Source organism: Ancylobacter oerskovii, assembly GCF_018390555.1.
Lineage (GTDB): Bacteria > Pseudomonadota > Alphaproteobacteria > Rhizobiales > Xanthobacteraceae > Ancylobacter > Ancylobacter oerskovii.
Map to the genome: position 1 here is coordinate 367222 of NZ_JAHBGB010000002.1, position 25043 is coordinate 392264.

Genomic DNA, 25043 nt, shown 5'->3' on the forward strand with positions numbered 1-25043 from the left:
CCAGGAGACCAGCCATGCCCGCCACCACCACGGCGACCGAACGCCGGACCATCAACGAAGGCGCCTTCAAGGCCGGCGACGGTGCCTATCTGTTCCAGCTCGATCAGCTTTCCGCCATCGAGGGCGGCCCCGGCTATTCCACCGCCATCGGCTCGGTGGTGGAAGGCATCCGCACCCAGTGCGGGCTGATGCGCAAGGCGGCGGGCACCGGCGCCCGCCCGCATTCCCACCCCAACGAGCAATGGAACTATGTGGTGAAGGGCCGGCTCAGGGTGAACATCGAGGGCCAGCCCGAGCAGATCGCCGGCCCCGGCACGCTCATCTACTTCCCGCCCGGCATCATCCACTCGACGGTGGCGCTGCCGGAGGAGGACGTGCTGTTCTTCGTGGTGAAGGACACCACCCACGGCATCGCCGGCAGGGCCGCCGACGGCACCATGAGCGGCGGGCACTACGACAAGCCGGCCTCTTCATAGAGCCCGGCCCGCTCGCCCCACACCTCGCCGATCCGCGCGGTCTCCTGCGCCAGTACGTCGAGGAAGGCGGCGGCCACCGGCTCCAGCGGCCGGCGCGCCGGCTCGATCAGCACGAGGTCCATGCCGAGCGGCGGGTCGGCGATGGGGTTGATGGTGAAGCGCCGGGGCATGTCCCATCCGGCCGGCCGCGCGGCCGACCGCTCGACCTCCTGCGCCATCATCAGGCCCGGCAATATCGCCACCCAGTCGGTCGAGGCGACGAAATCGAGCGTGCCCATCATGGCGTCCAGCTCCAGTCGCCGTTCCACCGCCACCGCGTTGGAAGCGAGATAGGTCTCGATATTGGCGCGCCGCGCATTCTGGCCGCTCGGCACCACCACCTTCATCGGCCCGAGATCGGCGAGCCGCACCGGCTGCATATGCGCCCGCCCCGACGCCGCGCCGGAAACCAGCACCTCCGGCGTATAGGCGAAGCGCGTCGTCTTCACCCCCACCGTGCCGGTGGAGGCCGGGACGATGGCGAAGGCGAGCTCGCCCGCCCGCACCTGCTGGGTGAGGGTCGCCGAATAGGCCTCGGTGATCCGCACCACCACATTGGGATGCAGCGCGACGAAGCGCGCCAGCGCCGGCGCCAGCACCGAGCGGGTCATGGTCGGCATCAGCCCCACCACCATCTCGCCGTCGAGCCCGACGCCGAAGCGTCCCACCGAGCGGTTGGCCGCCTCGTTCAGCCGCAGCAATTCGATGCAGTGGCGATAGTAGCTCTCGCCGGCCGGGGTCGGCTGCACGCTGCCGCCGCCGCGCGCGAACAGTTTCACGCCGAAGCGGTCCTCGATCTTGCGGATATGCTGGGAGACGCCGGATTGCGTGGCGTTCTCCCGCTCGGCCGCGGCCGTGAAGGAGCGTTCCTCATAGGCCGCCACGAACAGCCGGACATCCCGCAGCGTATCGCTCATCGCCATTACGTTTCCTGATGGAGACGAGCAGATCATATCATTTCTGAAGCGTCCGGCGCCACCGTAAGCTCATCTCCATGAGCGAACATGTCATCGATTTCCGATCCAGCGACGATCATGGCCACTTCCGGCGCGCGCTCGGGCGCTTCGCCACCGGCGTCACCATCGTCACCACGCGCACCGCCGACGGAAAGCTCGAGGGCCTAACCGCCAACAGCTTCTCGTCGGTCTCCCTCGATCCGCCGCTGGTGCTGTGGAGCCTGCGCAAGCAGGCGCCGTCGCTGGCGAGCTTCACCTCGGCCGGCCATTTCGCGGTGAACGTGCTCGGCACGCACCAGAAGCATCTGTGCCGCCACTTCGCCACCCCGCATGCCGACAAGTTCGGATCGGTCGCGCATCGCATCGGCGACCATGGCGCGCCGCTCATCGAGGACACCATCGCCCGCTTCGAATGCCGCACCGAGCAGGTCATCGAGGCCGGCGACCATCTCATCTTCCTCGGCCGGGTGCTGCGCGCCGCCCATCGCGACGGCGAGCCGCTGATCTACGCCACCGGCGCCCTGTGCGGCCCGGCGCTGCTGCCCGCCGATCCGCCGGCCAACGACCTTTCCTCGAAAGACATTTCCGCGAACCGGGAACGCGCCTCATGAAACTCGGCTTCTTCACCATGCCGATCCACCCGCTGCACCGTCCGCTCGCCGAGACGCTGCGGGAGGACCGGGAATTCTGCCTCATCGCCGAGAAGCTCGGCTTCTGCGAGGGCTATTTCGGCGAACACGTCACCGACGGCGCCGAGACCATCACCTCCTCGCTGATCTTCATCGCCTGGCTGCTGGAAGAGACCAGGACCATCAAGCTGGGCTCCGGCACCATCAACCTGCCGAACCAGCACCCCGCCCGGGTCGCCGGCGAGGTGGCGATGCTCGATCACATGGCGAAGGGCCGCTACATCATGGGCATCAGCCCCGGCGGCCTTCTGTCGGACGCCGAGTTGTTCGGCAATCTCGACAAGAACCGCACCGAGATGTTCGTCGAGGCCATCGACCACATACTCGGCATCTGGTCCGGCGAGGCGCCCTACAAGCGGGTCGGCCAGCACTGGACCATCACCACCGAGCGCACCTACCTGCCGGCGCTCGGCCAGGGGGTGATGCACAAGCCCTACCAGACCCCGCACCCGCCGATCGTCGTCACCGCGGTGGCGCCGTTCTCCAAGGGCGTCACCGAGGCGGCCGCGCGCGGCTGGGAGCCGATCTCGGCCAATTTCCTGCTGCCGTGCTGGGTGAAGACCCACTGGCCGAAATATGTCGAGGGCTGCGAGAAGGGCGGGCGTCCGGCCGATCCGGCGAACTGGCGGGTGGCGAAGAGCATCTTCGTCGCCGACGACCTCGCCACCGCGAAGCGCTACGCCACCGAGCCCGGCAGCCCGTATTATGCCTATTACAACTCGCTGGCGACCAAGCTGGTCGGCAATGGCCGCGCCAACCTGTTCAAGCGCGACCAGAGCGCGCCGGATTCATCGGTGACGGTGGACAGCGTGCTGGCCGACCTCGTCATCTGGGGCACGCCGGACAAGGTGGCCGACGAGCTCGCCGCCTTCGAGGAGGAGATCGGCGAATTCGGCACCCTGCTCTATGCCGGCCATGACTGGGCCGACAAGGGGCTCGCCATCCGCTCGCTGGAGCTGATGGCCGAGAAGGTGATGCCGGCGGTGAATGCCGGCCGCCGCTCCGCCGCCGCCGAGTGACCGTCGAAGATCAAGAGCCGCCGCCGCAGGCGGCGAAGGGAGGACACATGATCCGCGCCGCAATTGCCGGCCTCGGCTGGTGGGGCAAGCACATGATCCGCCGCATGGCGGATTCCGGCGAACTGCGCATCGTCGCCGCCATCGATACCTCGGAGGCGCAGGCCGCCTTCGCCGCCGAGCATGGCATCCCGCTGACGACGAACTGGGACGACGTGCTGAACGATGCTTCCATCGATGCGGTGATCCTGTGCACGCCGCACTCGCTGCACACCGCGCAGGTGGCGCAGGTTGCCCGCGCGGGCAAGCATGTGTTCTGCGAGAAGCCGCTGGCGCTCACCCGTGCCGACGCCGAGCGCTCGGTCGCCGCCTGCCGCGCCGCCGGGGTGAAGCTCGGCATCGGCCATGAGCGCCGCTACGAGCTCGCCATGCTGCAGATCAAGGAGCTGGTGCAATCGGGCGCCCTCGGCACGCTCATGCATGTCGAGGCGAATTTCAGCCACGACAAGCTCGCCGCCGTACCGAAGGGCGACTGGCGCGCCTCGCCGGTCGACGCTCCCGCCGCCGGCATGACCGCTATGGGCATCCACCTCACCGACGGCTTCCTCGAGCTGTTCGGGCCGATCTCCGAGGTCTACGCCGCCACCGCCAGCCGCGCCTCCGACCGGCCGAATGGCGACGTGGTGTCGGTGCATACCCGCTTCGCCTCTGGCGCCACCGGCTATCTCAACGCGATCCTGGTGACGCCGCTCTATATCGGCATCACCGTGTTCGGCACCGACGCCTGGGTCGAGGCGCGCAACCACACGCATCCCGACACCCCCGGCCCGACGACGCTAACCATCCAGCACAAGGACGGCCGGCGCGAGGTGCGCGAATATGAATGGACCGACACGGTGCGCGCCAATCTCGAAGCCTTTGCGCGGTCGATCGAGACTGATGCACCCTATGTGTTCACCGACGCGCAGAAGGTCGGCAACATCGCGGTGCTGGAAGCGATCTGCCGCTCGGTGGCGACCAACATGCCGGTGAAGGTGGAGGCAGGGGAGACCGTGGATCGCCCCGCGCTCAAAGCCAGTGCGTGAGACTTATACCGGCGGTCGCCCGTGCGACGCTGATCATGAAGATGCTCCCTCTCCCCGTGGGGGAGAGGGGTGGGGTGAGGGGCCTTCTTCATTCCCCAATCACTAGAGCCCCTCACCGACCCGCTTCGCGGGCCACCTCTCCCCAACGGGGAGAGGAAAAGACAGAAAACACCGAGGACACCGCACAGGATGAACCGCCCCACCGACCCCGCCCCCCGCTACCGCGAGCTGGACCCCGCCGCGCTCGACGCCGAGCAGCGCCGCATCTTCGAGGAGATCGGCCGCCCGCGCGCCGGCGCGGTGCCGGCGCCGTTTCACATCTATGTCGAGAGCCCCGAGCTCGCCGCCACCGCTCAGGCGGTCGGCGCCTTCTGCCGTTACCGCACCGGCCTGCCGCCGCGCCTGTCCGAGCTCGCCATCCTCACGACGGCAGCCTATTGGGGCGCCGAATACGAGTTCGGCGTCCATTCCCGCGAGGCGCGCAAGGCCGGGGTGCCGGAGATCGAGATCGAGGCGCTGGCGGAGGGACGCCGGCCCGATTTCACCGAGGCCGACGCCGCGCTGGTGCATGATTTCGCCAGCGCCGTCTATCGGCAGAAGGACGTGCCGGACGAGCTCTTCGCCGCCGCGGTCGCCCGCTTCGGGCGCCGCACGGTGATCGAGCTCACCGGCCTGCTCGGCTATTATTCCATGCTTGCCATCGCGCTGCGCGTGTTTCGCGTACCGCCGCCCGCGTGAGAGGATCAGCAGCAAAGAGCCCGCATCACAACAAAACAGGGGCTCTCTCGGAGGAAACGCCATGGAACTGCGCAGCATCGAGGCTTTCGTGCGCGTTGCCGAGCTCGGCAGCATCACCCGGGCCTCCCGCGATCTCGGCATCGTCCAGCCGGCGCTCAGCCGGCACATCCAGCGCATCGAGACCGAGGTGGGCACTCCCCTCCTCGTCCGGCTGCCGCGCGGGGTGCAGCTCACCCTTGCCGGCCGCCGCTTCCTGCAGCACAGCCGCCGGATCCTGCAGGAAGTCGCCCGCGCCACCGAGGAGATGAACATCGGCGGCGACGGCGTGTCCGGCCGGGTGGTGGTCGGCATCTCCCCGACCCTGTCCTCGCTGCTCACGCCCGGCCTCATCGAGCGCTGCGCCTCCGCCTATCCGGCGATCAACCTCACCATCGTCGAGGAATTCACCCGCCGACTGCAGGTCGATCTCGTCAACAGCCAGGTCGACCTCGCTTTGCTCACCAACCCGCCGCCCAACCGTGCGCTGCGCTTCACCGCCGTGCTCACCGAGCCGATCGTGGTGGTGATGCCCCGCCTGTCGCGCGGCGTCTCGCCGGTGGTGACGCTGGACGAGCTCGCCTCCACCCCGATGCTGGTCACGCGCGGCATCCGGGCGCTGGTCGACGAGCAGCTCGCCTCGCATGGCGTGTGCATCGAGGTCGATTGCGAGATCGACGCGGTGGAGGCGATCAGGCGCATGCTGCTGCGCGGGCGCGGCGCCTCGATCATGCCGATCTCCGCCTTCCGCAAGGAGATCGACGAGGGCCTGCTTACCGGTCTCGCGGTGGGCGGGGTCAATCTCAGCCGCACCATCATGCTCTCGCATGTCGGCGACAATGTCAGCGCCGCCGCCCATGCGGTGATGGGCCTGCTGCGCGCCGAGATCGACGCGCTCGCCCAGCGCGGCATCTTCAGCGCCCTGCCGGACAACGCGCCCCATTGGGCGCCGCCGCAGCAGCGCACGCTGGCCGGCGTCGCCTGAGCAAAGCCGGCTTCTTCCACGCGAAACGGCCGGGCTCCATGCCCGGCCGTCGTCGTTTAAACCCTACATTGCCCCGCTTCAGTCGGTGCTTTCCTCGAAGGCGCGCTGGCGCGTCACCCGGATCATCGGCGCCACCAGCACGATGAGCAGAAGGAAGGTCAGCACCAGGAAACTCAGGCTGATCGGCCGCTCGACGAACACCATCGGGTCGCCATGCGAGATCAGCAGCGCCCGGCGCAGCGTCTCCTCGATCATCGGCCCGAGGATGAAGCCGAGCAGCAGCGGCGCCGGCTCGCAATGCAGCTTCTTGGCGAGGAAGCCGAAGCCGCCGAAGATCGCCGCCAGCACCACGTCGAGCGCGTTGTTGTGGATCGAATACACGCCGATGCAGCAGAACAGCATGATCGCCGGATAGAGCATGCGATAGGGCACCGAGAGCAGCTTCACCCAGATGCCGACCAGCGGCAGGTTGAGGATGACCAGCATCAGATTGCCCAGCCACATCGAGGCGATCAGCCCCCAGAACAGGTCCGGCCGCTGGTTCATCAATTGCGGCCCCGGCGACAGGCCCTGCATCATCAGGGCGCCGATCATCAGCGCCATCACCGCGCTGGAGGGCAGGCCGAGGGTGAGCATCGGGATGAAGGCGGTCTGCGCCGCGGCGTTGTTGGCGGCCTCCGGCCCGGCGACGCCCTCGATGGCGCCCTTGCCGAATTCGCCCGGCGTCTTGGAGAGCTTCTTCTCCAGCGCATAGGTGGAGAAGGAGGCCAGCACCGGCCCGCCGCCCGGCAGCAGGCCGAGGCAGCCGCCGAGCGCGGTGCCGCGCAGCGCCGGCCGGATGAAGCGCTTGATGTCCGCCCAGCGCGGCCAGAGGTTCTTCACCTCCTTCACGAAGGTGCGGCTCTGGTCGGTGCCGCCGAGATTGGAGATGGTCTCGCCGATGCCGAACATGCCCATGGCGATCACCGCGAAGTCGATGCCGTCGCCGAAGGAGGGAACGCCGAAGGTGAAGCGCTCGACGCTGGTATTGGCGTCGATGCCGATGGTGCCGAGCAGGATGCCGACCAGGATCATGCCGATCGCCTTGACGATCGAGCCATGGGCGAGGATCACCGCCGCCACCAGGCCGAACAGCATCAGCGAGAAATAGTCGGCCGGCCCGAAGTCGAGCGCCACCTCGGCGAGCGCCGGCGCCGCTACCGCGATCACCACGGTGGCCAGCGTGCCGGCGATGAAGGAGCACAAGGCGGCGGTGGCCAGCGCCAGCCCGGCCTGTCCCTTGCGGGCCATCTGGTAGCCGTCGATGGCGGTCACCACCGACGAGCTCTCGCCCGGCAGGTTGACCAGGATCGCCGTGGTCGAGCCGCCATATTGCGCGCCGTAATAGATGCCGGCCAGCATGATCAGCGCCGCCGGCGCCGGCAGCGCGAAGGTCACGGGCAGCAGGATCGAGATGGTCGCCACCGGCCCGAGGCCGGGCAGCACGCCGATCACCGTGCCGAGCAGCACGCCGAGGAAGCCGTAGACGAGGTTCATCGGCGTCAGGGCGACGGAGAAGCCGAGCAGAAGGTCGTTGAAGAGTTCCATGCCCTGCCCTCACCAGAACCGCGTATGGGGAAGATTGAGGCCGAGACCGTAGGAGAACAGCGCGACGCAGAAGATCACCAGGCCGACGGCGAGCAGCCCGGTCTGCAGCGGCTTGAAGTCGCGCCCGGCAATGTGCGCGGCGATCACCACCGCCAGCCCGGCGAGCGGGAAGCCCCAATCCTCGATCAGGAAGCCGAACAGCAGCACGCCGCCCAGCAGGACGATCAGCGGGCGCAGGTCGACGGCCCCGACCTCCTCGGTCTCGCTCACCATGGAGCGGACGATCAGCACGCCGCCCAAGAGGATGAGCCCGATGCTCACCACCAGCGGGAAATAGCCCGCCCCCATGCGGGACGTGGTGCCGATGGGATAGTCCGAGCCGATGATGATGGCGAGCGCGCCGAGACCGCAGAACAGCAGCCCGGTGAGGAAATCCGACGAAAGCCTGATGTTCATGAGGCACCCCCTGGGTGATCCGCGCCGGATGCGGCGCGCGGGCCGCATCGAAGCGCGGGTGGCCGGAAAGCGGAGGCGGGAAGAGGGCCGGCGCGGCCTCGCCGCCCGGCCCTCGCCCGTCCGCCGGCGTCGGTCGGCCGGATCAGTCGGCTTTCGCGCCGATCTCCTTGATGATGCCGCTCCACTTGTCGGCATCGGCCTGGATATAGGCCTTGAAGTCCGCCGGGCTGGGACTCGACACCGCGATCACCCCGGATTCGCCCATGCGCTCGCGGATGGTCGGGTCCTTCATCGCCTCGACCACCGCGGCATGCAGCTTGTCGATGATCGGCTGCGGCGTGCCGGCCGGCGCCAGCACGCCCTGCCAGGACGACGACACGCTCTTGGGGAAGCCCTGCTCGGTCATGGTCGGCACGTCCGGCAGCTGCGGCACGCGCTGCTTGGTGGAGACGCCGAGCGCCTTCAGGCGGCCGCCCTTCACATGGTTGATGCCGGAAGAGATGGTCACGAACATCAGGCTGACATGCCCGCCCATCACGTCGGCGGTGGCCGGCCCCGCGCCGCCCTTGTAGGGAACGTGGATCATGTCGAGCCCGGCCTCGCGGCGGAACGCCTCCATCTCCAGCCGGTTCACCGAGCCGGTGCCGGGCGAGGCGAAGTTCACCTGCCCCGGCCGCGCCTTCACATACTCCACCAGTTCCTTGACGTTGTTGGGCGGGAATTTCGGGTTGGCGATCAGCAGGCCGGGCGTGTCGGCGACGATGGAGATCGGCACGAAGTCCTGCAGCGGCTTCACCCGCAGGTTGGAGAAGATGTACGGGTTGATCGAGACGGTGCCGACATTGCCGAGGAACAGCGTGTAGCCGTCGGGCTTGGCGCGCGCGGCGAGGTCCATGCCGACATTGCCGGCGGCGCCGTCGCGGTTCTCCACCACGATCTGCTGGCCGAGGATCTGCGACAGCCGCGGCTGCAGCAGGCGGGCGGCGAAGTCCGAGGCGCCGCCCGGCGCGAAGGGCACGATCAGGGTGATCGGCTGGTTGGGGTAGTCGGACTGCGCCCGCGCCGGACCGGCGACGGCAAGGCCGGCGGCGACGAGGGCGGCTCCGGCAAGAACGGCACGGCGTGTGACGGACGGACAGGCTTTCATCGTTCCCTCCCAGGAATCGCGGCGCCGCTTGTTGTTCTGGCTGGCGCCGTTTTCAGCTTGCGGTGACAGGCACGCTTCGTCGGGCAGATCGTGCGGCGGGCCGCGAGCCCTCAGGCCATGGCGGCCTCGCGCATCATCTCGCGCTCGCCCTCGACCTCCAGCGGCAGCTTCACCGGCCGCTTCAGCTTGGCGGAGAGGTCGAGCGCCTTGGTCAGCATCAGCCGGTTGTGCGCTTCCGCCGCCGTGGCGTGCTGGGTGGGCAGGTCGAGCGCGATGCGGTTGAGCCAGGATTCGGTCTCGGTGCGCATCGGCCCGCGCAATTCGCCGAGCGCCATGTCGCCGGGCGGGTAGCTGCCCATGAAGTCGACCAGCCGGGTCTTGTCCGGCAGGTAGCCCTCTTCCTGCGGCGCCGAGACGGCGAGCACGATGTCGCGATGGGTGTCGTCGATGGTCAGCACGCCGGTGGTGCCGACGATGCCGACCTCCAGGCTGTACACCGCGCCGGGCCATGTCACCGGCAGCGCCCAGGAAATGTTGAGGTGGTAGATCGAGCCGTCGCTCATCATGATCATGCCGGCGGTGCCGTCGATGCCGCGCCAGTCCGGGCCCAGCACCTTGTCCACCGAGCGGGCATAGACCTCCACCGGAGTCTTGGCCTCCAGGTACCACATGACGATGTCGAGGGCGTGGGTGCCGGAGATCACCATCGGCGAGATGGTCTCCGGCGCGTTGGAGCGGCGGTAATTGTCGATGGCGACCAGCCGGTTCATGAAGGCGCGCGACGTCACCATGGTCACGTCGCCGAGCGCCCCGGTGCGCACCTTCTCCTTCGCCGCCAGCCAGCGGCGGCGGAAGCGCTGGGTGTAGCCGACCACCGCATCGACGCCGGACGCCTCGATCTCCCGCAGCACCCGCGCGGAATCGTCGAGATGCGTCGCCAGCGGCTTCTCGATCAGCATCGGCAGGTCGCGTTCCAGCGCCGCCATCACCGGGTCGACATGCAGATGCTCGTCGGTGGCGACGATCACCGCCGTCACCTCCGGCCGCTTCAGCAATTCGCGATGGTCGGTGGTGACGAAATCGGCGCCGATCTCGGCGCCGACGCGCTGGCCGCGCTCGGGATTGATCTCGGCGAGGCCGATCCATTCCACCGCCGGATGGCGGGCGGCGACCGCGCCGCGGAACAGGCCGACGCGTCCGGCGCCGACGATGGCGAGACCGATGCCCTTCGGAGACTGGCGGCGCATCACAGGGCTCCTTCCGGCTTGGCGCCCGTACGGCGAAGGCTCTGCGTCATCATTCTCTCCCGACCTCGTTTTTCCTGCCTGTTTCGGAGCGGACCATCCGTCGACGGAGCGCGCAAATACTCTTTCACCATCGGCACATAGCGAACCGGCATGGGTCCGCTGCCGGGAACGGCCGCGCCTGCGGCCCCGTTCAGGAGGCGGCGAGCGAGGCCGCCTTCAGGTCGCTGATCTGCGCCAGCGCGCGGTTCGACAGCGGCAGGTCGACCGGCTCGTTGACCGCCGCCGAGAGATCGGCCGCCATGTAGCTCTGCATCACCATGCGGGCGTGCTCGGGCGCCACCATCACCGGGCGGTCGCGCAGCACGGATTCGAGGAAATGGATGGTCTCCGGTCCCATCTGCCCGGCGAACACATGGTCGACCTGCTCGCCCGGCATGGTCGACATCGGAAAGCGTGTGCCCTCGCTCACCGTGCTCAGCCAGTTGTCGCGCTGGGTGTCGTCGAGGATCAGCGCCCCCTCGGTGCCGGTGATCTCGATCCAGGTGCCGCAATAATTCGGATAGGCGGGCGGCAGGTTCCAGCCGCCGCCGATCACCACCAGCGTGCCGTTGTCCATCGTCACCGTGGACCACATGCAGTCATAGGAGCCGTTGATCTCCTGCATGTAGCCATAGGCGCCCTGCGAATAGACCCGCAGCGGCTTGGCCGGCTCCAGCAGCCAGAACACGAAGTCGAGGTCGTGCGTCGATTCCATCGCCGCCGGCGAGAGCTTGGTACGCGAGGCGATCTTCTTGCCGAGACTGCGCGACAGATGCCGCGACACCATCACATTGACGACCCGCCCCAGCGTGCCGTCGGCGATCTTCTTCTTGGCATAGGCGATCTTGGGGTTGAAGCGCTGCGAATAGCCGATGGTGAACTTCACCCGGTTGCGCTGGGAGAGCTCGATCAGCTCATTGGCCTCCCAGAGCTCCATGGCGATCGGCTTTTCCAGCAGCACATGCTTGCCGGCTCTCAGGCAGTCGCGGGCGATCGGGTAGTGCGTGCTCTCCGGCGTCGTCGAGATGTAGACCACCCCGATGGCGTCGTTCTCCACGATGTCGCGATAGTCGAGCGTCGCGGTGGCCGGCTTGGTGAGAAGGCGCACTTCCTCCAGCCGCTCGGGGCGGATCTCGCAGATGTGCAGCTTGTCCACCAGCGCCGAGCGCGAAAGGGTCTCGGCGCGAATGCCTCCGCACCACCCGGTCCCGATGACCGCGACCTCGACCTGCCTCTTCACGTTCCACCCTCGGCCATTGTTCTGCTTGACCGCGAGCGGACCATGCGTTGCTGAGCCGCGCAAATGCTCTTTCGCCATTGGGACATAGTGAAAGGGCATGGGTGGACGAACGGGCGAGGCGCCGCCGCGCGACGCCGCGGCCGCATCGAACCAGGTCATGGATCCGGCGATTCCGGGGCTGTCGACCATGGAGCGACCTGCCAGCCCGCATTAAGGAGGTGTTCTGACACCACGCTCCAAGACCTCCGCCCCTGCCTGTCGACCATGGAGGACGCCGGCGTCGATGCTATAAGCGGGCATGTCGCACCGGAGCTTCCGGGCCATCGAGGGAGGCCGCCATGACCATCGCCGCATCCGATACCGGCGCGTCTCCCCTGGCCGCTCCCGCCGCCGCCGTCGTGACGCTCGGCATGTACGACCCGCCCTTCCTGCATGCCGAGCAGGACGCGCTCTGGGCGGCGCTGCGCCGCGCCCTCGTCGCCGAGGGGGTGGAGGCGTTCGCCGGCCGGCTGCCATCGGCGCTCGACCGCACGCGGCCGATCGGCGAGGCGCTCGCCGATCCCCGCCTCGCGCTCGGCCATACCTGCGGCTATCCGCTGCGCACCCGCTATGCCGGCCGGCTGAAGCCGGTCGCCACCCCCGTCTATGCCACGCCCTATACCGAGGGCGGCTGGCACCGCAGCGCCATCGTGGTGCGCGCCGACGAGCCGGCGGGCAGCCTCGCCGAATGGCGCGGGCGGGTCGCGGCGATCAACGGCCCCGACAGCAATAGCGGCATGAACCTGTTTCGCGCCGCGCTGGCCCCGCTCGCCGGCGGGCGTCCCTTCTTCTCCGCGGTGGTGGAGACCGGCGCGCATCTCGCCAGCGTCGAGGCGGTGGCGCAGGGACGCGCCGATGTCGCCGCCATAGACGGCGTCACCTTCACCCTCGCCGCCCGCCACGCGCCGGAGCGGGTCGCCGGCGTCCGCGTGCTCGCGGTGACGCCGGCCAGCCCCGGCCTGCCGCTGGTGGTGCCGGTGGCGACGCCGGAGCCGCAGGTCGCGGCGATCCGCCGGGCGCTCGACGCCCTCCTCGTCGACGAGGCCGCCGCCCCCGCCCGCGCCGCCTTCGGCCTTGTCGGCTTCGAGGCGATCCCGGAGGCGACCTATGACCGGGTGATCGAGCTGGAGAACGCCGCCATCGCCGCCTTCTATCCCCGGCTGGCGTGAGACGGCGGCGCGGATGCCGGCATCTTCGCCGCCGCCCGCCTGTCGGCATGATCCCCCTGTGCCGCCCGTGCAGCGTAGCGTCGGTCAGAAGGTCGGCGGCGTGCAGGCGCTCACCACCTCGCACGGCACCGGCCCGATGCAGCGGAAGCGGTGCGGCCGCCGGCTCTCGAAATAATAGGCGTCGCCCGGCCCCAGCACCCGCCTGTCGCCGTCCACCGTCACCTCCAGCCGGCCGGAGAGGATGATGCCTCCCTCCTCGCCGTCATGCACCAGCGGGATGATGCCGGTATCGGCGCCGGGCTGGTAGCATTCCTTCAGGATCTGCAGCGCCCGCCCGAAGGCGCTCTCGCCCACCTGGCGATAGGAGACGGCGCCCTTGCCGATCTCGGTCAGTTCGTCCTCGCGGTAGAAGGCCTGCTTCGGCAGCGTCGGCGTCAGGCCGAAGAAATCCGCCATGCTGATCGGGATGCCGTCGAGAATGCGCTTCAGCGCCCCCACCGACGGGTTGCTGGTGTTGGATTCGATCAGCGAGATGGTGGAATTGGTGACGCCGGCCCGCCGGGCCAGCTCGCGCTGCGACAGCTTGTGCAGCTGGCGGACATAGCGGAGCCGCCCCCCGAGATCGTCCTCGACCATATCGGTGTTTCACCCGTTGCGAATAGCGCAAACTCCTCGACACGATCGCCTATATATCAACGGCTTACTTCACGCCAGAAAAGGACTTGTTCCGCGCTGCCCATCGTGGCCAAGGTCGACCTCCGCAAAAGGAGACCCGCCGTGAACATCCGCGCCAATACCCCGTCCCTCGACGCCTTCTGGATGCCGTTCACGGCGAACCGCCAGTTCAAGGCCGCGCCGCGCCTGCTCGCCGCCGCCGAGGGCATGTACTACACCAGCGACGACGGCCGCCGGGTGCTCGACGGCACCGCCGGCCTGTGGTGCGTCAATGCCGGCCACGGGCGGCGGCAGATCACCGAGGCGGTCGAGCGCCAGCTCTCCACCCTCGACTTCGCGCCGACCTTCCAGATGGGCCACCCCATCGCCTTTGATTTCGCCGAGCGCCTCGCCGCCATCGCGCCGGGCGGGCTCGACCGGGTGTTCTTCACCAATTCCGGCTCGGAATCGGTCGATACCGCGCTGAAGATCGCCATCGCCTATCAGCGCGCCATCGGCCAGGGCACCCGCACCCGCGTCATCGGCCGCGAGCGCGGCTATCACGGCGTCGGCTTCGGCGGCATCACCGTCGGCGGCCTGGTCAACAACCGCCGGGTGTTCCCGCTGCTGCCCGGCGCCGACCATCTGCGCCACACCCATGATCCGGCGCGCAACGCCTTCACCAAGGGCGGCCTGCCCGCCCATGGCGCCGAACTCGCCGACGATCTCGAGCGCCTGGTCGCCCTGCACGGCGCCGAGACCATCGCTGCGGTGATCGTCGAGCCAATGGCCGGTTCCACCGGCGTGCTGCTGCCGCCCAAGGGCTATCTGGAGCGGCTGCGCGAGATCGCCACCCGCCATGGCATCCTGCTGATCTTCGACGAGGTCATCACCGGCTTCGGCCGCCTCGGCGCGCCGTTCGCCACCGACTTCTTCGGCGTGACGCCGGATCTCGTGACCACCGCCAAGGGCATCACCAACGGCACCATCCCGATGGGCGCGGTGTTCGCCAGCCGCAAGGTGCATGACGGGCTGATGACCGGCCCGGAGGCGGCCATCGAGCTGTTCCACGGCTACACCTATTCCGGCCACCCGGTGGCCTGCGCCGCCGGCATCGCCACGCTGGACATCTATGCCGAAGAGGGCCTGCTCACCCGCGCGGCCGAGCTCGCCCCGCATTGGGAGGAGGCGATGCATGCGCTGCGCGGTCTGCCCAACGTCGTCGACATCCGCACCCTCGGCCTCGTCGCCGGCATCGAGCTCGCCCCGCGCGAGGGCGCGCCCGGCGCCCGCGCCTATGACGTCTTCACCGACTGCTTCGAGAAGGGCCTCCTGATCCGCGTCACCGGCGACATCATCGCGCTGTCGCCGCCGCTGATCGCCGAGACCGGGCATATCGACGACATCGCCTCCATGCTCGGCGACGCGCTCAAGCGCGCCGCCTGACCGGAACGTCCGGCCCGCTCCCGCTCATTCGGCGGGTGCGGGCTGCGCCGTCGCCTGCGGCTCCCTGGCGAAGCGCCGCTGCAGCTTCGCCAGATAGATGTAGACCACCGGCGTCGTGTAGAGCGTCAGCACCTGGCTGAGCGCCAGCCCGCCGACCATGGCGTAGCCGAGCGGCTGGCGCAGCTCCGATCCGGTGCCGGTGCCGAGCATCAGCGGCACGCCGGCCAGCAGCGCCGCCAGCGTCGTCATCAGGATCGGCCGGAAGCGCAGCCGGCACGCCTCGGCGATGGCGTCCTCCGGCGTCCTGCCCCGCTCCCGCTCGGCGGCGATGGCGAAGTCCACCAGCATGATGCCGTTCTTCTTCACGATGCCGATGAGGAGGATGATGCCGATGATGCCGATGACCGACAGGTCGAAGCCGCCGGCCCACAGCGCCAGCAGCGCGCCGATGCCGGCCGAGGGCAGCGTCGACAGGATGGTCAGCGGGTGGATGTAGCTCTCATAGAGCACGCCGAGGATGACATAGACCGCGAACAATGCCGCGGCGATCAAGGCGGGCTCGCTGGCGAGCGCGCTCTGGAACACCTGCGCGCTGCCCTGGAAGCTGCCGGTGATCGTCGCGGGCGCGCCGAGATCGGCCGAGGCGGCGTTGATCGCCGCCACCGCCTCGCCGAGCGACACGCCCTGCTTCAGGTTGAACGACAGCGTCACCGCCGGGAACTGCGCCTGGTGCGACACCGAGAGCGGCCCCACCGCCTTGGCGTCGATCGTCACGAAGGTGGAGAGCGGGATCGCCACGCCGGTGTTCGGCGACTTCACATAGATCTGGTCGAGCGTGCCGATGTGCTTCTGCTGCTCCGGCGTCGCCTCGATGATCACCGAGTAGGAATCCAGCTGGGTGAAGTACTGCGTCGCCTGGCGCTGGCCGAAGGCGTCGTTCAGCGTGGCGTCGATCAGCTCCGGCTGGATGCCGAAGCGGGCGGCGCGGTCGCGGTCGATGCTGATCTTCAGCTGCGGCGCGTTGCCCTGCTGGTCGCTGGTGACGTCGGTCAGCTCGGGCAGCTGGCGCAGCCGGGCCAGCAGCTTCGGCGCCCAGTTGTTCAGCTCGTCCAGATCGACGTCGGTCAGGGTATATTGGTACTGCGCCCGCGAGATGCGCCCGCCGACGCTGATGTCCTGCGAGGGTTGCAGGAACACATTGGCACCGGAGACCTGCATCAGCTTCGGCCGCAGCCGGTCGATCACTTGCCGGGCATTGACGTCGCGCTCCTCGCGCGGCTTGAGCGCGATGAAGAACCGCCCGGTATTGGTGGTGTTGGCGCCGCCGGCGCCGAGCATGGAGCCGAAGGCGGCCACTGCGGGGTCCTTGGCGATCACCGCCCCCAGCGCGGTCTGCAGCCGCTTCATCTCGTCCGGCGAGACATCCTGCGCCGCCTCGGAAAGCCCGGTGATGACGCCGATGTCCTGCGTCGGGAAGAAGCCCTTCGGCACCACGACGAACAGCCATCCGGTGAGCGCGATGGTGGCGAAGAACACCATCAGCGTCAGGAAGCGGAAGCGCAGGGCGATGGTCAGGGTGCGTGCATAGAAGCCGAGGATGCCGTCGAAGCCGGCCTCGACCAGGCGATAGAGCCGCCCGTGCTCATGCGCGGGGGCCTTGAGGAAGCGCGAGCACAGCATCGGGGTGAGCGTCAGCGACACCAGGGCGGAGACCGCGATGGCGGCGGTGACGGTGAGCGCGAATTCGCGGAACAGCCGCCCGACGATGCCGCCCATCAGCAGCAGCGGGATAAACACCGCCACCAGCGAGATGCTGATCGACAGCACGGTGAAGCCGATCTCGCGGGCGCCCTTCATCGCCGCCGGGAAGGCCGCCTCGCCCTCCTCCATGTGGCGCACGATGTTCTCCACCACCACGATGGCGTCGTCGACCACGAAGCCCACCGCGATGGTGAGCGCCATCAGCGACAAATTGTCGAGGCTGAAGTTCAGCGCGTACATCACCGCCGCCGAGCCGGCCAGCGAGATCGGCACCACCACCGCCGGGATCAGCGTCGCCCTTATGTTGCGCAGGAACAAAAGGATCACCAGCACCACCAGCGCGATGGTGATGGCGAGGGTGAACTGCACGTCCTCCACCGAGGCGCGGATGGTGGTGGTGCGGTCGATGATGGTATCGAGGGTGATGCCGGCGGGGATGATGCCGTCGAGCTTGGGCAGCGTCGCCTTGATGGCGTCCACCGTCTCGATGACGTTGGCGCCCGGCTGCTTGAAGATCAGCAGCACCACCGCGCGCTTGTCGGTGCTCCAGGCCGCGACGTTGACGTTCTCCGGCCCCTCCACCGCATGGCCGACGTCGCGCACGCGGATCGGCGCGCCGTTGCGATAGGCGAGGATCACGTCGTCATAGTCGGCCGGCTTCACGATCTGGTCGTTGGCGGCGATGGTGAAGCTGCGCACCGCATTGTTGATCGTGCCCTTCGCCGCCAGCGCGGTGGAATCGGCAAGCGTGCCGCGCACATCCTCGAAGGTCAGCCCGCTGGCGGCCAGCCGGGCCGGGTCGAGCTGCACCCGCACCGCCGGCTTCTGCTCGCCGCCGATGATCACCTGCGCCACGCCCTGCACCTGCGACAGGCGCTGGGCCAGCACATTGTCGGCAAAGTCGTCCACCGCCGTCATCGGCATGGTGTCCGAGCGGGCGGCGAGGATCATGATCGGTGAATCGGCGGGATTCACCTTGCGATAGCTCGGCGGCGAGGACAGGTCGTCGGGCAATTGCCGCTGCGCCGCGGTGATCGCCGCCTGCACGTCCTGCGCCGCCGCGTCGATGTTGCGCGAGAGGTCGAACTGCAGCGTGATCGAGGTCGATCCCAGCGTCGAGGTCGAGGTCATCTGGTCGAGGCCGGCGATCTGGCCGAAGCGCCGCTCCAGCGGCGCGGCGACCGCCGAGGCCATGGTGTCGGGGCTGGCGCCGGGCAGGCTGGCCGAGACCTGCACGGTGGGGAAGTCGACCTGCGGCAGCGGCGCCACCGGCAGCAGCGGATAGGCGACGACGCCGAGCACGGCGAGCGCCGCCATCATCAGCGAGGTGGCGATCGGGCGTTCGATGAAGGGGGCCGAGAGGTTCACGACGCCGTCCTCACCGGGTGACCTTGCCGCTCTCGCTCTCGGCGAGATGCTCGGCGGGAGTGCCCTTGCTTCCGATCACCGCCACCCTGGCGTTCGGGCGCAGGCGATACTGGCCGTCGATGATGACGCGGTCGCCATCGGCGAGCCCGCTGGTCACCACGCTGATCCCATCGGCCACCCGACCGGTCTCGATCGGCTTCACCGTGGCGGTATCCCCGTCGCCCAGCACCCAGGCGAAAAGCCCGTCCGGTCCCCGCTGCACGGCTGCCACCGGCACGGTCAAAGCGTCCTTCACCGTGCCCACCGGGAGGTTCACATGCACGAAGGCGCCCGGCCACAGCCGCTCGTCCTCATTGGGAAACACCGCCTTCAATTTCAGCGTCGCGGTGGCGGCATCGATCTGGTTGTCGATCACCGACAGCGTCCCGGTGCCGAGCACGGTGCCGTCGTCGCGGGTCGCCACCGCCGCCACCTGCCCGCGCGCGGCCGCCTGCTGCACGGCATCCAAGTCCTTCTCCGGCAATGAGAAAACCACCGAGATCGGCTTCAGAGTCGCCAGCACCGCGATGGGCGTGCTGTCGCTCGAATGCACGATGTTGCCGGCATCGAGCTGGCGCATGCCCATCCGCCCGTCCACCGGCGCGACCACTGTCGTGTAGTCGAGATTGGTCTGCGCCGTCTCGATCGCCGCCTCGTCGGCGACGATGGACGCCTTCAGCCCGTCGACGGTCGCCTGCTGCTGGTCCACCGACTGCCGGCTGGCATAGTCCTTCTGCACCAGTTGCGAATAGCGCGTGAGATCCGCTTCGGCGCCCTTCAGCTGGGCCTCGTCCTTGGCCTTGGCGGCCCGCGCCTGGTCGAGGCTCGCCTGCGCCAGCCGCGGATCCAGCCTGGCCAGCACGTCGCCGGCCTTCACATTCTGCCCCTCGGTGAAGTTCACCGATTGCAGCGTGCCGTCCACCCGCGCATGGATGTTGACGGTCTGCGAGGCCTGCACCGTGCCGAGCCCGTTGAGCACCACCGGCACGTCGCGCCGCTCCACCGCCACCGCATGCACGCTCACCGGCGGCGCCTTCGCAGCCGTCACCGTCGCCGGCTGGGCGGCCTGCACCCGGCTTTCGCGCCAGGCATAGGCGCCACCACCCAGCGCCAGTGCGGCGACCAGCAATGGGATGGCACGGCGGCCTCTCCGAGGCGGCGTGGTTGCAGTCTCCGTCATCTCTACTCCGCGGGGCTCCGGTCTCCGCGCCATTGTGCCCTGCAACACGCCGGGAACGGTAATTAAATCTTGTTTAGTTTCAGGACGTTACGTAAGCCTTGGCCGGAGCATGCCGCCTCGCTTCGCCCCCGTGCCTAAGCGCCTTCCGCCGCTCGACAATCGCCGTCTCGCCGATGTCACGTCACCGACCGAGGATGAGTGGCCGATGACATCGGAAGCCCGCCGTTCAGGCAGACGTGAATTCGGCACCGCCATCGCCGGCCTAGGATACCCGGCCGCAACGCGGCGCTCGGCTGGCGCCGCCACCATCGCCAGCGCCCCGGCGATACCCCTCTGGAAAGGCAAGACGCATGCGCTATCACACGCTCGGCCCCTCGGGCCTGCTGGTCTCCGAGATCTGTCTGGGCACCATGACCTTCGGCGGTCAGGGCGGCATCTGGACCGCCATCGGCGACGCCGATCAGCAGGCGGCGGACGCCATCGTCGCCCGCGCGCTCGAGGCGGGGGTCAACTTCATCGACACCGCCGACGTCTATTCGGAAGGCCTGTCGGAAGAGATCACCGGCCGGGCGATGCGCAATTCCGGCCACCCGCGCACCGACGTCGTGCTCGCCACCAAGGTGCTCGGCCAGCTCGGCCCGGGAGTGAACGACCGCGGCGCCTCGCGCGGCCATATCATGGACGGCGTCAAGGCCAGCCTGAAGCGGCTCGGCACCGACTATATCGATCTCTACCAGATCCACGGCCTCGATCCCGTCACGCCGATCGAGGAGACGATGCGGGCGCTGGAAGACCTCGTGCGCCAGGGCCATGTCCGCTACGTCGGGCTATCCAACTGGTCGGCCTGGACCCTCATGAAGGCGCTCGGCATCGCCGACCGGCACGGCTGGACACGGCCGGTGACGCTGCAGGCCTATTACACCATCGCCGGCCGCGACCTCGAGCGCGAGATCGCCCCGCTGCTGGAGGCCGAGAAGCTCGGCCTGATGGTGTGGAGCCCGCTGGCCGGCGGCCTGCTGTCCGGCAAATACGACCGCGACGGCAACGGCCCGCAAGGGTCGCGACGGGTGTCCTTCGACTTCCCGCCGGTGAACCGCGACCGCGCCTTCGACTGCATCGATGCCATGCGCGTCATCGCCGAGGCCCGCGGCGTCTCGGTGGCGCGGGTGGCCCTCGCCTATGTGCTGGCGAAGCGCTTCGTGATGTCGATCATCGTCGGCGCCCGTTCGGTCGAGCAGCTCGACGACAATCTGGCCGCCGCCGAACTCAAGCTCACGCCGGAGGAAATGGCGGCGCTCGACAAGGTCAGCGCCCTGCCGGCGGAATATCCTGGCTGGATGATCGAGCGGCAGGACCGCCGCCCCGCCATCACCGGTTGATCGAGGTGACGCCCGGTCCGGGGCCGGGAATCCCCGGACCGGGCAAATCCCGCCGGCTCACCACGCCGGCAGGATGGCGCCCTTGAAGCGGGTGAGGAGGAAATCCTTCACTTCCGGCGACTGATAGGCCTTCACCAGCTTCGCCACCGCCGGCTTGCCCTCGTCACCGGCGCGCACGGCGATGAAGTTGCCATACGGGTTGTCGGTACGGCTCTCCTGGATCAGCGCGTCCTTGCGGGGATCGAGCTTGGCGCCGAGCGCGTAATTGGTGTTGATCACCGCGCCGTCGAGGTCGGCGAGCTGCTTGGGCAGCAGCGCGGCGTCGAGCTCGCGGAACTTCACCTTCTTCGGGTTGTCGGTGACGTCGAGCACGGTCGGCTGCAGCCCCTTCCCGGGCGCGAGCTTGATGAGCCCGTTGGCCGCGAACAGGTTCAGCGCCCGCCCGCCATTGGACGGATCGTTGGGAATGCCGATCTGCGCGCCTTCGGGCAGGTCCTTGAAATCCTTGACCTTCAGCGAATAGAAGCCGATCGGCTCGACGATGGTGAACCCGGCCGGCACGATCTTGTAGCCGCGCGCCGCGATCTGCGCGTCGAGATAGGGCTTGTGCTGGAAGGCGTTGGCATCGAGATCGCCGCGCGACAGCGCCTCGTTGGGCAGCGTGTAGTCGGAGAAGGTGACGACCTCGATGTCGAGCCCGTCCTTCGCCGCCACCTTCTTCGCCACTTCGGCGATCTCCTCCTCGTCGCCGCCGATCACGCCGAGCTTGACCTTGTCGGCGGCATGGGCGGGCAGGATGGCGAAGGCGGCCAGCGTCGCGCCGAGGCCGATGCCGAGCCAGCGGCGGGTAAGGGCGGTCATGTGTTCTCTCCTCGATGTCGTGAGGCGTCCGGCGCCTCGGCATCCTCAGGGAAGCCGGCCTCGCCCGAATAGTCTATTGAATTTATGGAATACAAGCCATGCATATTTGTTATGCGATTTGCGCACGGATTGTGCAGGTTCCGCCTGTCGCACCCACTAACCCGGCGGCGGCATTAATCTATAAGTTTGATTGACTTCTCGCATCAACATGCTAGATAGGTCGCCATCCGAGGGTAAAACCGTCGGGTCGCGGGATTTGACACCCGGCAGCTTGCACCGCGTCATCAACGCTAAAGCGCCACGGAGCGACTTCGTGGTCGGGCAACGAGCTTGAGGAGCTGAGCCATGACCATGTGTTGTCGACGTCCCAAACGGGCCTGAGGCCCCTTCTCCGCCCTTCCGCCGAGACTGCAGGATGACCCGCCCGGCGGGCATTCGACCATTGGGATATTCGCCATGAGCTCCGCATCCCTGTCGGGCGCCATCGAGGCGCCGCTGAACCTTTCCGAACCCACCCTCGACGAGATCCTCGCCGATCCGCTCGTCAGCCTGATCCTGCGCCGCGACGGGCTTACACCCGGCGTCGTGCGGGTGAAGCTCGACCGCGAGCGGCGGCGCCTCGCCACGCGCCTGGGCCCGGCCCTGCCCCGCGCGGCCTGAAACCGCCCCGACGGACATGATGCTCCAGAACGTTTCCGCCCCTTCCTTCCCGCCGGCCCTGTTCCGCGATTTCGCCGCCGCCCCGTCGGCGGCCGGCGAGGTCGCGCAAGCCCGGCCCGGCGTCGGGAACGGCCGCCGCAGCGACGCGGCCGGCGGCGGCGCCATCGTGCTGCGCGAGGTCTGCAAGACCTTCCCCGCCCGCGGATCCGACGCGGCGGTGGAGGCGCTGGCCGACATTTCGCTCGACATCCCCAGCGGCGAGATCTACGGCGTCATCGGCCGTTCCGGCGCCGGCAAGTCGACGCTGATCCGCACCATCAACGGGCTGGAGCGCCCGACGAGCGGCGAGGTGATCGTCGACGGCGTCACCGTCAACCGGCTCGACGAGGCGGCGTTGCGCGCCGAGCGGCGGAAGATCGGCATGATCTTCCAGCACTTCAACCTGCTGTCCTCCCGCAGCGCCTTCGACAATGTGGCGCTGCCGCTGGAGCTTGCCGGCCTGTCCCGTGCGGCGATCCGCACCAGGGTGGACCGCCTGCTCGATCTCGTCGGCCTCGCCGACAAGCGCGACCGCTACCCGGTCGAGCTGTCCGGCGGGCAGAAGCAGCGCGTCGGCATCGCCCGCGCCCTCGCCACCGATCCCAAGGTGCTGCTGTCCGACGAGGCGACCAGCGCCCTCGACCCCGAGACCACCCGCTCCATCCTCGCTTTGCTGGCGCGGGTGAATGCCGAGCTCGGCGTCACCATCGTGCTGATCACCCACGAGATGGCGGTGATCAAGGAGATCTGCCACCGCGTCGGCGTCATCGAGGCCGGGCGCATCATCGAGGAAGGCCCGGTCGCGGAGGTGTTCGCGCATCCGCGCACCACCACCGCCCGCTCCTTCATCGGCAGCCTGCCCGGCCGCGAGATCCCCGCCTCGCTGGCCGGCCGCCTCACCGACGACCCGGCCGGGGCGCGCCAGAGCGTGCTGCGGCTCACCCTCACCGGCGAGACGGCCAGCCAGCCCCTCGTCACCCGCCTCGCGCGCGAGCTCGGCATCGACATCGCGCTGCTCGGCGGCCAGATCGACAGCATCGGCACCCTGCCCTTCGCGCTGCTCTATGTCGGCGTGCCGACCGCGGCCTGGGCGAGCGGCGCGGTCGGCGCGGCGCTCGACGCCGCCGGCGCCACCACGGAGGTGATCGGCCATGTTCTCTGACCTCATCTCGCCGGCCATCCTCAGCCTGATCGTCGATTCGACGCTCGAGACCCTCTACATGGTCGCCATCGCGGCGCTGATCGGCACGCTGGCCGGCCTGCCGCTCGGCATCTTCCTGGCAACCAGCGGCAAGGGCGAATTGTTCGAGGCGGTGACGGTCAACCGCGTGCTCGGCCTCGTCGTCAACGCGACGCGCTCGACGCCGTTCATCATCCTCGTCGTCGCCATCATCCCCTTCACCCGCCTCGTCGCGGGCACCTCGATCGGCACCACCGCCGCCATCGTGCCGCTCTCCCTCGCCGCCACGCCCTTCATCGCCCGCATCGTCGAAGCGGCGGTGCGCGAGGTCGACCAGGGCCTCGTCGAGGCCTCGCTGGCCATGGGCGCGACGCCCTTGCAGATCGTGCGCAAGGTGCTGATCCCGGAGGCGCTGCCCGGCCTGGTGCTCGGCGTCACCCTCTCGGTGGTCAGCCTGCTGTCCAACTCCGCCATGGTCGGCGCGGTGGGCGGCGGCGGGCTCGGCGACCTCGGCATACGCTACGGCTACCAGCGCTTCATGCCCGAGGTGATGCTGATGGTGGTGGTGGTGCTCATCGTCCTCGTGCAGACCGTCCAGTCGTTCGGCGAGACGCTGGCGAAGAAGGTCAACCGCCGGCTGCGGCGTCACTGAAATCCCGTCCGATCCCGGAGAACCCCATGCTCACGCGCTCCACCCTTGCGGCGCTTGCCTTCCTTCTCGCGGCCGGCGGCGCCGAGGCCGAGACCATCCGCATCGCCGCCACGCCCGGCCCGCACGCGCAGATCCTGGAGGCGGTGAAGCCGGTCGCCGCCGCCAAGGGCCTCGACATCAAGATCCTCGAATTCTCCGACTATGTGGTGCCGAACCAGGCGCTCGACGCCGGCGAGATCGAGGCCAACTCGTTCCAGAACCTGCCCTATCTCGACAACCAGAAGGCCGACCGCGGCTACAAGATCGAGCCGGTGGCGCTCACGGTGAACTTCCCGCTCGGCATCTATTCCAGGAAGTGGAAGAGCTGGGCCGAGGTGCCGGACGGCGCCAGCATCGCCATCCAGAACGACCCCACCAATGGCGGGCGCTCGCTGCTGCTCCTGCAGGACAAGGGCGTCATCAAGCTGAAGGACGGCGTCGGCTTCAAGCCGACCATCATCGACATCGTCGAGAACCCGAAGAAGCTGCGCTTCGTCGAGCTCGAGGCGGCGCAGACGCCGCGCGCGCTGGACGATGTCGACGCCGCCGCCATCAACACCAATTACGCGGTGTCGGCCGGCCTCGACCCTGTGAAGGGGCCGATCCTCAAGGAGGAGGCCAAGGGCCCCTATGTGAACCTCATTGCCGTGCGCAGCGTCGACAAGGACAAGCCCTGGGTGAAGACGCTGGTCGAGGCCTACCACTCGCCGGAGGTGAAGGCGTTCGTCGCGGAGAAGTTCAAGGGCTCGGTGCTGACCTCCTGGTGACGCCGTCCCGGCAGCCTGGACACCGGCGTCCGCGCCGGCGTGTCTGCGCCGCCATCGGCCGGCCGGCGCCCTCG

General features: G+C 68.7%; 23 protein-coding genes. 13 read left to right on the forward strand and 10 right to left on the reverse strand.

The window, feature by feature from the left end:
• The first annotated feature begins 14 nt into the window (after positions 1 to 14).
• A complete protein-coding gene (locus tag KHC19_RS01970; protein WP_213350336.1) occupies positions 15 to 476 on the forward strand; it encodes a cupin domain-containing protein in 462 nt (153 codons plus the stop codon).
• Here the strand turns inward: KHC19_RS01970 and KHC19_RS01975 are convergent.
• Positions 452 to 1432 (reverse strand): LysR family transcriptional regulator, encoded by a 981-nt coding sequence (locus KHC19_RS01975; protein ID WP_246548096.1) that lies wholly within the window; start codon positions 1430 to 1432, stop codon positions 452 to 454. The two genes, KHC19_RS01970 and KHC19_RS01975, sit on opposite strands and share 25 nt — an antisense overlap.
• A gap of 77 nt (positions 1433 to 1509) precedes the next feature.
• Here KHC19_RS01975 and KHC19_RS01980 point away from each other — a divergent pair, with 77 nt between their 5' ends.
• The 5 genes from KHC19_RS01980 to KHC19_RS02000 all read left to right on the forward strand — a co-directional run bounded on the left by KHC19_RS01980 (position 1510) and on the right by KHC19_RS02000 (position 6020).
• Positions 1510 to 2082, forward strand: coding sequence for a flavin reductase family protein (locus KHC19_RS01980; protein ID WP_213350338.1), 573 nt, complete (start codon positions 1510 to 1512; stop codon positions 2080 to 2082).
• Complete coding sequence (locus tag KHC19_RS01985) at positions 2079 to 3179, forward strand: LLM class flavin-dependent oxidoreductase (protein WP_213350339.1); 1101 nt, start codon at positions 2079 to 2081, stop codon at positions 3177 to 3179. Before KHC19_RS01980 ends, KHC19_RS01985 begins: the two co-directional genes overlap by 4 nt.
• 47 nt (positions 3180 to 3226) lie before the next feature.
• Complete coding sequence (locus KHC19_RS01990) at positions 3227 to 4261, forward strand: Gfo/Idh/MocA family protein (protein ID WP_213350340.1); 1035 nt, start codon at positions 3227 to 3229, stop codon at positions 4259 to 4261.
• Between the two features lie 189 nt (positions 4262 to 4450).
• Positions 4451 to 4999: a carboxymuconolactone decarboxylase family protein gene (locus tag KHC19_RS01995; RefSeq protein ID WP_213350341.1), complete on the forward strand. Its 549-nt coding sequence runs from the start codon at positions 4451 to 4453 to the stop codon at positions 4997 to 4999.
• Positions 5000 to 5060: 61 nt separating this feature from the next.
• Entirely contained in the window at positions 5061 to 6020 is a 960-nt protein-coding gene (locus KHC19_RS02000; protein WP_213350342.1) for a LysR family transcriptional regulator, read from the forward strand.
• Positions 6021 to 6098: 78 nt separating this feature from the next.
• Here the strand turns inward: KHC19_RS02000 and KHC19_RS02005 are convergent, their stop codons facing one another.
• The 5 genes from KHC19_RS02005 to KHC19_RS02025 form a co-directional block, all read right to left on the reverse strand.
• A complete protein-coding gene (locus KHC19_RS02005; RefSeq protein WP_213350343.1) occupies positions 6099 to 7607 on the reverse strand; it encodes a tripartite tricarboxylate transporter permease in 1509 nt (502 codons plus the stop codon).
• A gap of 9 nt (positions 7608 to 7616) precedes the next feature.
• The gene (locus KHC19_RS02010) at positions 7617 to 8063 is read right to left on the reverse strand and encodes a tripartite tricarboxylate transporter TctB family protein (protein ID WP_213350344.1); all 447 of its coding nucleotides are present in this window, start codon (positions 8061 to 8063) and stop codon (positions 7617 to 7619) included.
• Positions 8064 to 8205: 142 nt separating this feature from the next.
• A complete protein-coding gene (locus tag KHC19_RS02015) occupies positions 8206 to 9210 on the reverse strand; it encodes a Bug family tripartite tricarboxylate transporter substrate binding protein (RefSeq protein ID WP_213350345.1) in 1005 nt (334 codons plus the stop codon).
• 110 nt (positions 9211 to 9320) lie between these two features.
• Entirely contained in the window at positions 9321 to 10457 is a 1137-nt protein-coding gene (locus KHC19_RS02020) for a Gfo/Idh/MocA family protein (protein ID WP_213350346.1), read from the reverse strand.
• A gap of 190 nt (positions 10458 to 10647) precedes the next feature.
• Positions 10648 to 11736 (reverse strand): Gfo/Idh/MocA family protein, encoded by a 1089-nt coding sequence (locus tag KHC19_RS02025; RefSeq protein ID WP_213350347.1) that lies wholly within the window; start codon positions 11734 to 11736, stop codon positions 10648 to 10650.
• A 338-nt stretch (positions 11737 to 12074) separates the two neighbouring features.
• Here KHC19_RS02025 and KHC19_RS02030 point away from each other — a divergent pair, with 338 nt between their 5' ends.
• Positions 12075 to 12944, forward strand: coding sequence for a phosphate/phosphite/phosphonate ABC transporter substrate-binding protein (locus KHC19_RS02030; protein WP_213350348.1), 870 nt, complete (start codon positions 12075 to 12077; stop codon positions 12942 to 12944).
• An 84-nt stretch (positions 12945 to 13028) separates the two neighbouring features.
• On the opposite strand, the gene KHC19_RS02035 is transcribed toward KHC19_RS02030, so the two are convergent.
• On the reverse strand, positions 13029 to 13580 hold the full coding sequence (locus KHC19_RS02035) for a cupin domain-containing protein (protein ID WP_213350349.1): 552 nt from the start codon (positions 13578 to 13580) through the stop codon (positions 13029 to 13031).
• A gap of 183 nt (positions 13581 to 13763) precedes the next feature.
• Between KHC19_RS02035 and aptA the strand changes: the two genes are divergently transcribed.
• Positions 13764 to 15044, forward strand: a complete 1281-nt coding sequence (gene aptA, locus KHC19_RS02040) for an omega-aminotransferase AptA (protein WP_213351006.1) — start codon at positions 13764 to 13766, stop codon at positions 15042 to 15044.
• Between the two features lie 24 nt (positions 15045 to 15068).
• On the opposite strand, the gene KHC19_RS02045 is transcribed toward aptA, so the two are convergent.
• A complete protein-coding gene (locus tag KHC19_RS02045; RefSeq protein ID WP_213350350.1) occupies positions 15069 to 18173 on the reverse strand; it encodes a multidrug efflux RND transporter permease subunit in 3105 nt (1034 codons plus the stop codon).
• A gap of 10 nt (positions 18174 to 18183) precedes the next feature.
• Positions 18184 to 19392 (reverse strand): efflux RND transporter periplasmic adaptor subunit, encoded by a 1209-nt coding sequence (locus KHC19_RS02050; protein ID WP_213350351.1) that lies wholly within the window; start codon positions 19390 to 19392, stop codon positions 18184 to 18186.
• A 350-nt stretch (positions 19393 to 19742) separates the two neighbouring features.
• On the opposite strand from KHC19_RS02050, the gene KHC19_RS02055 reads away from it, so the two are divergent.
• Positions 19743 to 20771 (forward strand): aldo/keto reductase, encoded by a 1029-nt coding sequence (locus KHC19_RS02055; protein ID WP_213350352.1) that lies wholly within the window; start codon positions 19743 to 19745, stop codon positions 20769 to 20771.
• 57 nt (positions 20772 to 20828) lie between these two features.
• On the opposite strand, the gene KHC19_RS02060 is transcribed toward KHC19_RS02055, so the two are convergent.
• Positions 20829 to 21632 carry a MetQ/NlpA family ABC transporter substrate-binding protein gene (locus KHC19_RS02060; RefSeq protein WP_213350353.1) on the reverse strand — a complete coding sequence of 268 codons (804 nt, stop codon included), beginning with the start codon at positions 21630 to 21632 and terminating at the stop codon, positions 20829 to 20831.
• Positions 21633 to 22088: 456 nt separating this feature from the next.
• Between KHC19_RS02060 and KHC19_RS02065 the strand changes: the two genes are divergently transcribed.
• From KHC19_RS02065 to KHC19_RS02080, 4 genes are read left to right on the forward strand one after another with little or no spacing between them, the layout of a single operon-like run.
• Positions 22089 to 22292 (forward strand): hypothetical protein, encoded by a 204-nt coding sequence (locus KHC19_RS02065; RefSeq protein WP_213350354.1) that lies wholly within the window; start codon positions 22089 to 22091, stop codon positions 22290 to 22292.
• A 19-nt stretch (positions 22293 to 22311) separates the two neighbouring features.
• Positions 22312 to 23493, forward strand: a complete 1182-nt coding sequence (locus tag KHC19_RS02070) for a methionine ABC transporter ATP-binding protein (RefSeq protein WP_425514508.1) — start codon at positions 22312 to 22314, stop codon at positions 23491 to 23493.
• Positions 23483 to 24163 (forward strand): methionine ABC transporter permease, encoded by a 681-nt coding sequence (locus KHC19_RS02075; RefSeq protein WP_246548098.1) that lies wholly within the window; start codon positions 23483 to 23485, stop codon positions 24161 to 24163. The genes KHC19_RS02070 and KHC19_RS02075 overlap by 11 nt, the downstream gene beginning before the upstream one ends.
• 26 nt (positions 24164 to 24189) lie before the next feature.
• The gene (locus KHC19_RS02080; protein ID WP_213350356.1) at positions 24190 to 24969 is read left to right on the forward strand and encodes a MetQ/NlpA family ABC transporter substrate-binding protein; all 780 of its coding nucleotides are present in this window, start codon (positions 24190 to 24192) and stop codon (positions 24967 to 24969) included.
• Positions 24970 to 25043: the final 74 nt, after the last annotated feature.